The organism is Cohnella baijiui, from assembly GCF_020731285.1.
Lineage (GTDB): Bacteria > Bacillota > Bacilli > Paenibacillales > Paenibacillaceae > Cohnella.
Genome location: NZ_JAJFOW010000057.1, coordinates 20,955 through 31,650, shown reverse-complemented (window position 1 = coordinate 31,650; position 10,696 = coordinate 20,955). Strand labels below are relative to the sequence as shown.

Sequence of the window (10,696 nt, the reverse complement as noted above, 5' to 3'; positions counted from 1 at the left end):
GTTGTAAGCTTACGCTCGATGTTCAGTTTTCAAGGAGCAATCTTGTCTTCGCGCTTGGCCTCGTTCTTGCTGGCCTCGCAGCGGCGACTTGATTAATATATCATGTTCGGCTAGGCTTTTGCAACCTTCAATTTCTGGAAGTTTGCAGTTCTTTCGCCGATGCCGCGCTTGCGGCGACCCCGCCTCGAAGGCGGAAATATAATGTACCACGCTTGGACAGCCTCGTCAACCCGATCGGGCCTAACAAATAACGGAAGACCGGTCACCCTCGGGCGACCGGTCTTATTCCTTCCTTCTTACTCCCCGCGCATATGCGGGAACAGCAGCACGTCACGGATGGACGGCGCGTCGGTCAACAGCATGATCAAGCGGTCGATGCCGATACCGAGTCCCCCGGTCGGCGGCAGGCCGTACTCCAGCGCACGGATGAAGTCCTCGTCCAAGTCTTGCGCCTCGTCGTTGCCCGCGGCCTTCTCCACCAGCTGCGCTTCGAAGCGCTGGCGCTGGTCGATCGGATCGTTCAGCTCGGAGAACGCGTTGGCGTGCTCCCGAGCTACGATAAAGAGCTCGAAGCGATCCGTGAACCGCGGGTCCTTCTCGTTCTTTTTCGCCAGCGGCGAGATCGCCACCGGATGCCCCGTGACGAAGGTAGGCTGAATGAGCGTATGCTCGACGAACGTCTCGAAGAACGCGTTCACGATATGGCCGAACGTCATGTGCGGCTCGACCGGCACCTTATGCTCCTTGGCGAGGCGATGCGCCTCCTCGTCTGTCATTTCGGCTGTGAAGTCGATGCCGACCGCCTTCTGAATCAGGGAGGTCATCGACTCGCGGCGCCACGGCGTCGAGAGGTCGACCTCCTGCCCTTGATAGACGATCTGCGTCGTGCCAAGCACGTCCTTCGCGAGATGGACGATCAGATCCTCGGTCAGGCGCATGATATCCTCGTAATCCGCATAGGCCTCGTAAAGCTCGAGCAGGGTGAACTCCGGATTGTGGCGGGTCGAGATGCCCTCGTTGCGATAGACGCGGCCGATCTCGTACACCTTCTCCAGACCGCCGACGATGAGCCGCTTCAGGTGCAGCTCGATCGCGATCCGCATGACGAGCTGCATGTCCAACGCGTTGTGGTGCGTGATGAACGGACGGGCGGCGGCGCCCCCTGCGATCGCGTGCAGCGTTGGGGTCTCCACCTCGAGGTAGCCGCAGCCGTCCAAGTAACGGCGCATCGACTGGATGATGCGGGAGCGCGTGACGAACGTCTTTTGTACGTCGGGGTTCACGATCAGGTCGACATAGCGCTGGCGGTAGCGCGTCTCGACGTCCTTCAGCCCATGGAACTTGTCCGGCAGCGGAAGGAGCGACTTGGTCAGCACTTCGAGCTCGGACACCTTGATCGACGTTTCGCCGGTCTTCGTCTTGAAGACGACGCCGCGGACGCCGATGACGTCGCCGATGTCCAGCAGGCTAAACGCCTTGTACTGCGCTTCGGGCACGGAATCCTGGCGCACGTAGATCTGAATCTTGCCGGACAGATCCTGGATGTGCGCGAAAGAAGCCTTGCCCATCGAGCGCTTCTGCATGATACGGCCCGCGACCGTCACTTCCTCGGCGCGCTCGTCCAGCTCTTCCGTCGAATAGCCGTCCAGGCGGGCGAGGATATCGCCGGCTTGGTGGGTCCGCTCGAACTTCGTGCCGAACGGATCGATGCCGAGCGCGCGCAGCTCGTCCAATTTGCCGCGCCGAATCCGCAGCATCTCGCTTCGTTCTTCGGCGGAGGTCTCCGCCACGGGGTTCGCTTGCTCTTGACTCATGATTAGACACCCTTTCATTCTCATTGCGGTCAAAACCGGCCTGCCCGTCTCCGGCGAGAGACGGGTCGGACATCTGGGGTTCGGGGGACTGAGGATTGTAACGCGAACAACGCGGAATCATTCAAAAAAGCTTCCGGAGGAAGCTTTTTCGGCCGATCCATGACGAGGCGTCAAACGCCCCGGTGCGATTGCTTACTTTTTGATATCGACGATTTTGTATTGGATAATGCCCGCGGGAACGCTTACTTCCACAATGGCGCCTTTTTTCTTGCCAATGATGGCGCGGCCGACGGGGCTCTCGTTCGAAATCTTGTTTTTCAAAGGGTCCGATTCGGCGGTGCCGACAATCGTATATTCCACGATCTCGTCGAACTCTTTGTCCTCTACCACGACGGTAGAGCCGATGCTGACCGTATCGAGATCGATCTCGTCATTGTTAATGATGCGGGCGTTGCGGAGCATCTTCTCGAGGGTGATGATGCGGCCTTCGATGAAGGCCTGCTCGTTTTTCGCATCCTCGTATTCCGAGTTTTCGCTAATATCGCCATATCCGATCGCGACCTTGATCCGTTCCGCCACTTCCCGGCGCTTGACGGACTTCAGGTTCTCGAGTTCCTCTTCGAGCCTCTTCAACCCGTCCGGGGTCAGAAGCACTTCCTTTTCGCTCATCTCACCGATCTCCTGTCAAGAGTATGATTTTCATGCGCGGCATGAATAGGGTGCGTTCAAGCGGCATCATCGCTGCTTCAGCGGGAGGCGAGCCGCCGTTGCTACTCAAATATATGGCGAATCACCGCGGACATGACACAGTCGCGCGCCGTCCGCTCGCGGTCGGCGCGCTCCGCATCCCGTTCCTGCCGGCTTACGTGCGAATATTGCTTAGAATTATATTTCAACCCCTAGGAAATGTCAATTAGCGGTAAAGCATCTAGGGATAAGCCCAGGATCAGTGGACAATCGCCGAATCGGCGGCTTCTTGTCGATCGGCGGCGGCCATCTCCGCGAGGGTCTCGACATACTGATCCAGCTTGACGGCGACCGCGGCGCGGGTGGTCAGCTCCATGATCTCGTTCTTGACGCGCGCCGCGTCCGGCAATCCTTTCAAATACCAGGCCAAGTGCTTGCGCATCTCCCGTACGGCCTGGCCTTCGCCTTTGAGGTTGATCAGGCGGTCCATATGCAGCATCGCGATCCGGATCTTCTCGCTCGGCGCCGGATCGGGCAGCATTTCTCCGGTCGTCAGGTAGTGAACGGTCCGGTACAGCATCCACGGGTTGCCGAGCGCGCCGCGCCCGATCATGACGCCGTCCACGCCGGTGTGCGCGAGCATCCGCTCCGCGTCTTCCGGCGAGAAGACGTCCCCGTTGCCGATGACCGGAATCGACACGGCCTGTTTAACGTCCCTTATAATATCCCAGTTCGCGTGACCGGTATACAGCTGCTCCCGGGTCCGGCCGTGCACGCTGACGGCAGCGCCGCCCGCGCGTTCGACGGCTTGCGCGTTCTCGACGGCGAAGATGTGCTCGTCGTCCCAGCCGATCCGCATCTTGACGGTGACCGGCTTTTGCGCGGCGTCTACGGCATACGACACCATCTCGTAGATTTTGGCGGGATCGAGCAGCCACCTTGCGCCCGCGTCGCACTTCGTGACCTTCGGCACGGGACAGCCCATATTAATGTCGATGATGTCGGCGTTCGTATTTTTGTCGACGAACTTGACCGCCTCGACGAGCGATTCGCGATCTCCGCCAAAAATTTGCAGACTAAGCGGCTTCTCCCGCTCGTCTACGAACAGCATTTCCAGCGTCCGCTGGTTGCCGTGCAGAATCGCCTTGTCGCTCACCATCTCGGCGCAGACGAGTCCGCAGCCGAATTCCTTGGCGATCAGCCGGAACGCCGGATTGCACACGCCCGCCATGGGCGCGAGCACGACGTTGTTGCTCATTTCTACATTGCCTATTTTCAGCATGGTTGCCTAACGCTCCTTCCGAGGGCGCGCCTCCGCTTGGGGAGCGTGCCGATGTATGCCTTCCCTGGTCAAGACGTCGCCCGCGAGCGCCGCCTCCCATGGGAACGCCTCGCCCGGTGTCCATACGTCTCTAAGCGGCACCAACACGAACGCCCGCTCCCCCATGCGGGGATGCGGGAGCGTCAGCTCGTCGGTGCCGAGCGTCTCGTTCTCGTACAGCAGCAAATCCAGATCGATCTTGCGCGGGCCCCAGCGAATCTCCCGCACGCGCCCCATCTCGAGCTCGATCGCGAGCAGCGCACGGAGGAGCGCCACCGGCGCCAGATCCGTGCCGATCGCGAGGGCCATATTGAGAAAGGCGGGCTGGTCGGTATAGCCGACCGGGTCCGTCTCGTACGTCTCCGATACGCGCCGCACCTCGATGCCGTCGTGTGCATCCAGCCGGCGGATCGCTTCGCGAAGCGAATGCTCCCGGTCGCCCAGGTTGGCGCCAAGTGCCACGTAGGCTTCCTTCATGGTGTTCCATCCTCTGCGATACGTTGAGCCCGGTCGCTAGGATCGGGTCCGGCGAAGCTCCACAGTCACCCCGTCGAACGTAATGTCGAACGGTGGATTCGGCTTCGTCACCGATACCGTCGCTTCGTTGATACTAGTATACGTATCGAGTACCGCGGTTGCAATGTTTCCGGCGAGCGTCTCGATCAGCTTAACCGGCGGCCCTTCGACGATCTTCTTCAACAGGGCGTGGATTTCCGCGTAGTTGACCGTATCGTTCACGTCGTCGCTGGCCGCGGCGGTGCCGAGATCCAGACGCAGATCGAGATCTACGATGAATTTTTGCCCGAGCTTGTTCTCTTCCGGAAAAACGCCATGGTACCCGTAAAATACCATCCTTTTCAGCAGCATGCGGTCCATTGCGGGTTAACCCTCCTTCTTCGCTTGGCGGTAGGCGATCGCGTCGGTCATGCCCGCGACGCGGCGCATCTGGCGCACGTCGTGGACGCGGACGATCTGGCAGCCCTGCAGGATGCCGGCCGACGTCGTCGCGCTGGTCCCCTCGACCACGTCGTCCGCGGGCTGCTCCAGCGTCTCGCGGATAAACGTCTTGCGCGACGTGGCGAGCAGCACCGGATAGCCGAGGCCGACCAGCTCGTCCAGCCGTCCCATCAGCTCGAGGTTCTCCCCGTAATCCTTGGCGAAGCCGATGCCCGGATCGAGCCAGATGTTCTCGTCGGCCACGCCCGCGGCATGCGCTCGCGCGACGCTGTCCCGCAAATCCTGCAGCACGTCGGGCACGAAATCGAGATAGTCGCGCGCCGTCCGGTTGTGCATGAGGATGATCGGACAGCCATACTCGGCCGCGAGCTCCGCCATTTTCGGCTCCCGCTTCAGCCCCCAGATGTCGTTCAGGACGTGCGCGCCGGCTTCGAGCGCGCGCCGCGCCGTCTCCGCCCGGTACGTATCGATGCTGATCGGCAGCTTCACCGCCGCGCGCACCGCTTCGATGACCGGGATGACGCGGCGCAGCTCTTCCTCGGGGGACACGGGTTCGTGTCCGGGGCGCGTCGACTCGCCGCCGATGTCGATCAAGTCGGCCCCCTCCTCGGCCATCTGCCGCGCCCGATCGACCGCCGCTTCCACGCTCGCGTACAGGCCTCCATCGGAAAAGGAATCCGGCGTCACGTTCAAAATGCCCATGATCAGCGTGCGCTCTCCGAGCGTCAGCTCCAGGCCGTCGTCGAATCGATAGCGTCGTCTATAGTAAGTCGGTCTCACCGCATGTCCTCGCTTCCGCTTTCCTGTTCGGCCGCCTGCCGATAGGCGGCCATGAGCCGGCGCGTAATGCCGCCCGCCCCGTCCGGCCACAGCCGGCGGACGGTCCCGTCCGGCTCCTCGAACGCGGCGACCGGGACGATCTCCTGGACGGCGTTCGTGACGAACGCCTCGTCCGCCCGGAGCAGCTCCTCCCAGCGGTAGCGCCCTTCGCGCGCCGGCATCGCCGCCGCGCCGCCAATTCGGCGCACCCCTTCGGCCAGCACCCACGCCCGCGTAGTGCCTGGAAGCGGCCCCGTCTCCAGCGACGGCGTATGGATCACCCCGTCCTTGATCCAGAAGATGTTGCTCACCATTCCTTCGCACACATCCCCGTCCGCCCCGAGGAACAAGCCTTCCGTCCCCGGCGCCGCCCCGCCGGCGGCCAGCTCCCGCTTCGCCAGCATATTGTTCATATAATGGAACGATTTTAACCGGGGGGCGCCCGGACCGCCCTCCGGCGTACTCCGCGGCAGCCGCAGCAGCCGCACCCGCTTGGCCGCGCGGGTCTCCGGCCGATCCGGGGCGACCGGCTTCGCGTAGACGATCTCCGCGGGACGATCGTACGCGCGATCGCGCAGGCCGATCTCGCCTTCGCCGGCCGACACCGACCAGCGCACGTAGGCGTCCGCCAGCCCGTTCGCTTCCAGCAGCCGGCGCACGTCCCGCGCCATCCGATCCGGATCGGGCATGTATTCGATGCCGAGCGCCCGGCAGCTCTCCGCGAGCCGCGCGGCATGAAGCCCGAGCAGCCACGGCCGACCTCCGTATGTACGGAACGTCTCGAACAGCCCCATTCCATACAGAAAGCCGTGATCGTAGACCGAGATCACGGCTTCTTCGCTGGCTGTGATCCTACCGTTCAGCAGCAGCTTCATTTATCGGGTGCCCGCCTTGTAGCTCAAAAAACGGCGGAGCATCGTGCGGCCGTGGTCGGTCATGATCGACTCCGGATGGAATTGCACGCCCTCGATGGCGTACGTCTTGTGCCGAAGTCCCATGATCTCGCCGTCATCCGATTCCGCGCTGATCTCCAGCTCGTCCGGCAGCGTCTCCCGCTTCACGATTAGGGAGTGGTAGCGCGTCGCCGTAAACGGGGACGGAATGCCCTCGAAAATCGTGCGGCCGTCGTGCGTGATCTCGGACGTCTTGCCGTGCATCAGCTTGTCCGCTCGCACGACGTCGCCGCCGAACGCCTGGCCGATCGACTGATGGCCGAGGCAGACGCCCAGGATCGGAATCTCTCCCTTGAAGCGCGCGATGAGCTCGAGGCTGATGCCCGCCTCGTTCGGCGTGCACGGGCCGGGCGAGATGAGGATGTGGTCCGGCTTCAGCGCGGCGACGCCGTCCAGATCGATCTCGTCGTTGCGGCGCACGACGATCTCCTCGCCGAGCTCGCCCAAGTATTGAACCAGGTTATACGTAAACGAATCGTAGTTGTCGATGACCAGAATCATGTGCGTTCCTCCTCCAGGTGAACCGGGTCCGCGCGTTCTCGGAGCCGCTCTCCGTACTGCACCGCTTTCCAGAGCGCTTTGGCTTTGTTCAGGCACTCGTAAAATTCGCGCTCGGGGTCGGAGTCGATGACGATGCCTGCGCCCGCTTGAATATGGACGATCCCGTCCTTGGCCACCATGGTGCGGATACTAATATTAAATTCCATATTTCCGGCGTAGTCAATCCATCCGAGCGATCCGGTGTAGACGCCGCGGCGCACCGGCTCCAGCTCCTCGATGATCTCCATCGTGCGGATTTTCGGCGCTCCCGTGATCGTCCCCCCGGGAAAGGAGCCCGCCAAGACGTCGAGCGCGTCCTTGCCCGGGGCGATGCGGCCTTCGACCTGGGAGACGAGGTGCATGACGTGGGAGTAGCGCTCCACTGTCAGCAGCTCCGGCACGCGCACCGTGCCGTACGCCGCGACCCGTCCCAGATCGTTGCGCGCGAGGTCCACGAGCATGACGTGCTCGGCCCGCTCCTTCTCGCTGCCGAGCAGCTCCCGCTCCATCGCCGCGTCCTCCTCCGGCGAGCGGCCCCGGCGCCGGGTGCCCGCGATCGGCCGCGCGCCGATCCGGTCGCCTTCCAGCTTGACGAGCAGCTCGGGCGAAGCCGAGACGAGCTGAAAGTCCGGGAACTTTACAAAGCCCATGTAAGGCGAAGGGTTGAACAGGCGCAGCAGCTCGTATAGCGTCTCGGGCGGGACGCCTACCGGCATGCTCTGGCGCATCGACAGATTGACCTGAAAGACGTCTCCTTGGGCGATATAAGCCTGGATGCGGCGCACCGCCTCCTGATACGCTTCCTTCGAAAGCGAGGTGGCGAGCCGGCCCGACGCCGCGAACGACTTGACGTCCAGCTCCAATCCGTCGTCGGCCATCGCCGCTTTCATCGCGTCGAGTTCGGCTTGCACGGACGCGTCCTCGCCCACCGCCGCGATCTGTTCCCAGACGCGCCGCATCTCGTCCGCCCGATCCGCCGCGCGCTCCCAGCATCGCCGCAGCGCACCGGCATCGCCGCCCTCGGGCACCTCCTCGTGGACGGCCAGATAGAGCGCGCCCGCCTCATGATCGACGATCCACAGCTCGTTCACGAGGAGAAACGCATACGCCGGCAGCCCCAGGTCGTCCACGGCCAGCTCGGGCAGCCGCTCGAGCGATCTCGCCGCGTCGTAGCTCCAATACCCGACGGCTCCGCCGAGAAACTTCGGGGCCTCCGGCACGCCCGGCGCGCGGTATCGCCCCATGATCTCGCGCATGACCGCGATCGGGGAGCCGCGCAGGCGGCGCGGGAACGGCCCGGTTGCGCCCTCGCCCGCGGCCGCGCCCGACGGATTTGCCGCACCCGCCTTGCTTGCCGTCGTTGCCTCGCTTGCGGCGCCCGCCGCCTCGTCCGCGCCGTCCAACGTTCCCCGCACGACCGATGCCGGCCGCAGGCCGAGGAACGTATAGCGGCCGTCTTTGCCGCTCTCGAGCACGAACGCGTGCGCGTGGGATGCCTCCCAAGCCCGCCGCCAGGACAGGACGCGGTCCTCGCCTTCCCCCAGCGCGTAGCGCCGTACGTAGGGCAGCCTGTTGTAGGCTTTCTCTTCCTCCGCCCAGCGGGTCCACCGCTCCAAGCTTGTCAACGTCTCCAACTCGTTCGTTCCCCCGTCGCCGCTTCTTTTTCTGCGCTGCGGCCTTTTGTGTTCCTATTATAGCGGATTCCCGGACCCGGACAAATGCCAAAAACGCCGGAATGTGCAACCATTTTCCTTCCCGGTTCGTTATTTCTGTGAAAGTCCCCCTTTTACGGAATGAACACGAAAAATCATACAGATTTTTGTTTTTTTCCGCAAAAACCGAAAATGAATATGAAAAATCGAATTGAATTCTCCCTTCCGCCGCCAATTAGGTTTTTCTATTCGAAATATCATACAAAATGAATAAGATCGCAGGGATGGGCGCCATCATGCGGCGAGTTGGAGATAAGGGTGCAAAGCGGGGATATGCGGCGGATAGACGCAGGCGAATGGGGTCGCCATAAAATGAGGGTACGCGGCAGATAGGTGCTTGCGAAAGGGTGTACAAAGTACGAAGGATTGCTGGCATGAAGTAGTTGTGGTCGCCAATCGCAACTCCATCTGCGGGCAGGTTCGTCCATTCAAGGAGGGAACGATCGATGGAGACGTTCGGACGCGGGTGTTTGTACATCATCATCGGGATCGTGGCGCTCACGGTCCTCGCTTTTCTGGTCGGCGGGACGATCCAGCTTCCCTGGATCATCGTCATTCCGCTCGTCGTGCTGGCGTTCTGGGCGGCGTCGCGGAAGAGCCGCAAATAGATCGAAACCCGCCCCGATTCCCCCGCCTGCCGACGATCCCGATCGCTCTTTTTTAGATTGGGATGTTTCTACGAGGCGCTCGCGGTGTTAATGAATGAAAAAAAGGAGTTGTCGATCTTACATGCCATCCTTCTCCGTTAAGCTGCGCGCGCTTGGCCTGTCCGCCTGTCTGGCCGTGGGCACGTTAACGGCCGCCGGCACTTCGGCCGCTGCCGCTCCCAAGCCGATCCACCTCGAGATCAACGGCAGTCCGATCGAGCCCGCACAGCAGCCTTTCATGGAAAACGGCAGCGTCTTCATCCCGCTGCGCACGGTCTCGGAGCTGTTAAAGACCGTCGTCGACTGGAATGCCAAGTCGAAGACGGTGTCGATTTACGCCCCCGAGCATACCGTGAAGCTCGTCCCCGGACAAAAAAACGTTCAGCATAACGGCCAATCGCTGCAGATGACCCAGCCCGCCAAGTTGAAGAACGGATCCGTCTACGTGCCGATCCGCTTCGTCGCGCAGACGCTCGGCGCGACGGTCGATTGGCAGAGCGCCAAGAACACCGTCGCCATCTCCGACGAGGGCAAATTCGTCATGGGCTGGGCGACGTCGGATACGCCCGCGGCCTTCTGGGCGAATATTCGCACCGGCGAGCTGTACCAGTCCTATCCGTCCGCCAGCCCGGCCAAGCTGACGGGCAAGCTGGATTCCGAATTCGTCGACAAGATGATCACGCTGAGCGCGAATCAGCTGTCGGAGGACGGCTTCGTCGTGACCGTTACCAACTATTACGGCGAACCGATGGTCCACCAGAAGACGAACACCTCCTACGTCAAAGGCGGCAAACTGCTCCGCGAAGCGGAGGCTTCCTACTTCCAGCGCATGGCGATCAACGTCAACCAATTCCGCAATCAGCCGCTGCTCACCGACGGCAAGACGCTCGAGCTGCTGAAGCAGGACGGCACGGTCGACACGGCTTACGATCTCGTCAAGCTCGGGACGAAGGACGAGAGCTACTCGATCGAAGGCATCGGCGACGGGTATCTGCTCATCCGTCCGAACGCGACCGGCCTGCTCACCTTGGTCGATCCGGTCAACGGCTACTTTAAGCTGCTCTACGAGCTTCTAGGCGACAAAGACCGCGAGTACGCGCTGATGAACGACGTGCCCTATCACGGCGACACGCTGGTCGTCCAAGGGGAGCATGACGGCACGATCGATCTGGAATATACCGGCATCGTGGACAATGCGATCCACAAGCTGCAGGTCAAGGCCAAGGATTGGCTGAAATAAAGCCTC

11 protein-coding genes are annotated in these 10,696 nt (G+C 62.1%); 2 read left to right on the top strand and 9 right to left on the bottom strand.

The window, feature by feature from the left end:
- Positions 1-296 precede the first annotated feature (296 nt).
- The 9 genes from lysS to LKX83_RS29675 form a co-directional block, all read right to left on the bottom strand.
- Entirely contained in the window at positions 297-1,814 is a 1,518-nt protein-coding gene (lysS, locus tag LKX83_RS29715; RefSeq protein WP_227886519.1) for a lysine--tRNA ligase, read from the bottom strand.
- Between the two features lie 192 nt (positions 1,815-2,006).
- Positions 2,007-2,483 (bottom strand): transcription elongation factor GreA, encoded by a 477-nt coding sequence (greA, locus tag LKX83_RS29710; RefSeq protein WP_227886517.1) that lies wholly within the window; start codon positions 2,481-2,483, stop codon positions 2,007-2,009.
- A gap of 277 nt (positions 2,484-2,760) precedes the next feature.
- Positions 2,761-3,783, bottom strand: a complete 1,023-nt coding sequence (gene dusB / locus LKX83_RS29705) for a tRNA dihydrouridine synthase DusB (RefSeq protein WP_227886515.1) — start codon at positions 3,781-3,783, stop codon at positions 2,761-2,763.
- A 6-nt stretch (positions 3,784-3,789) separates the two neighbouring features.
- Complete coding sequence (folK, locus tag LKX83_RS29700) at positions 3,790-4,299, bottom strand: 2-amino-4-hydroxy-6-hydroxymethyldihydropteridine diphosphokinase (protein WP_227886513.1); 510 nt, start codon at positions 4,297-4,299, stop codon at positions 3,790-3,792.
- 36 nt (positions 4,300-4,335) lie between these two features.
- The gene (gene folB, locus LKX83_RS29695) at positions 4,336-4,698 is read right to left on the bottom strand and encodes a dihydroneopterin aldolase (RefSeq protein WP_227886512.1); all 363 of its coding nucleotides are present in this window, start codon (positions 4,696-4,698) and stop codon (positions 4,336-4,338) included.
- A 6-nt stretch (positions 4,699-4,704) separates the two neighbouring features.
- The gene (gene folP, locus LKX83_RS29690; protein WP_227886510.1) at positions 4,705-5,559 is read right to left on the bottom strand and encodes a dihydropteroate synthase; all 855 of its coding nucleotides are present in this window, start codon (positions 5,557-5,559) and stop codon (positions 4,705-4,707) included.
- Complete coding sequence (locus LKX83_RS29685; RefSeq protein ID WP_227886504.1) at positions 5,556-6,473, bottom strand: aminotransferase class IV; 918 nt, start codon at positions 6,471-6,473, stop codon at positions 5,556-5,558. Before LKX83_RS29685 ends, folP begins: the two co-directional genes overlap by 4 nt.
- The gene (gene pabA, locus LKX83_RS29680; protein ID WP_227886503.1) at positions 6,474-7,052 is read right to left on the bottom strand and encodes an aminodeoxychorismate/anthranilate synthase component II; all 579 of its coding nucleotides are present in this window, start codon (positions 7,050-7,052) and stop codon (positions 6,474-6,476) included. It lies immediately after the preceding gene.
- On the bottom strand, positions 7,049-8,725 hold the full coding sequence (locus LKX83_RS29675; protein ID WP_227886501.1) for an anthranilate synthase component I family protein: 1,677 nt from the start codon (positions 8,723-8,725) through the stop codon (positions 7,049-7,051). The genes pabA and LKX83_RS29675 overlap by 4 nt, the downstream gene beginning before the upstream one ends.
- 524 nt (positions 8,726-9,249) lie before the next feature.
- On the opposite strand from LKX83_RS29675, the gene LKX83_RS29670 reads away from it, so the two are divergent.
- Positions 9,250-9,411 carry a hypothetical protein gene (locus LKX83_RS29670; RefSeq protein ID WP_227886499.1) on the top strand — a complete coding sequence of 54 codons (162 nt, stop codon included), beginning with the start codon at positions 9,250-9,252 and terminating at the stop codon, positions 9,409-9,411.
- Positions 9,412-9,532: 121 nt separating this feature from the next.
- Positions 9,533-10,690 carry a copper amine oxidase N-terminal domain-containing protein gene (locus LKX83_RS29665; RefSeq protein ID WP_227886497.1) on the top strand — a complete coding sequence of 386 codons (1,158 nt, stop codon included), beginning with the start codon at positions 9,533-9,535 and terminating at the stop codon, positions 10,688-10,690.
- The last annotated feature ends 6 nt before the right edge of the window (positions 10,691-10,696 follow it).

Coding starts and splice junctions, on each gene's coding strand:
- lysS (WP_227886519.1), bottom strand. CDS start 1,814: ATGAGTCAAGAGCAAGCGAACCCCGTGGCGGAGACCTCCGCCGAAGAA.
- folK (WP_227886513.1), bottom strand. CDS start 4,299: ATGAAGGAAGCCTACGTGGCACTTGGCGCCAACCTGGGCGACCGGGAG.
- folB (WP_227886512.1), bottom strand. CDS start 4,698: ATGGACCGCATGCTGCTGAAAAGGATGGTATTTTACGGGTACCATGGC.
- LKX83_RS29665 (WP_227886497.1), top strand. CDS start 9,533: ATGCCATCCTTCTCCGTTAAGCTGCGCGCGCTTGGCCTGTCCGCCTGT.
- pabA (WP_227886503.1), bottom strand. CDS start 7,052: ATGATTCTGGTCATCGACAACTACGATTCGTTTACGTATAACCTGGTT.
- LKX83_RS29685 (WP_227886504.1), bottom strand. CDS start 6,473: ATGAAGCTGCTGCTGAACGGTAGGATCACAGCCAGCGAAGAAGCCGTG.
- greA (WP_227886517.1), bottom strand. CDS start 2,483: ATGAGCGAAAAGGAAGTGCTTCTGACCCCGGACGGGTTGAAGAGGCTC.
- dusB (WP_227886515.1), bottom strand. CDS start 3,783: ATGCTGAAAATAGGCAATGTAGAAATGAGCAACAACGTCGTGCTCGCG.
- LKX83_RS29670 (WP_227886499.1), top strand. CDS start 9,250: ATGGAGACGTTCGGACGCGGGTGTTTGTACATCATCATCGGGATCGTG.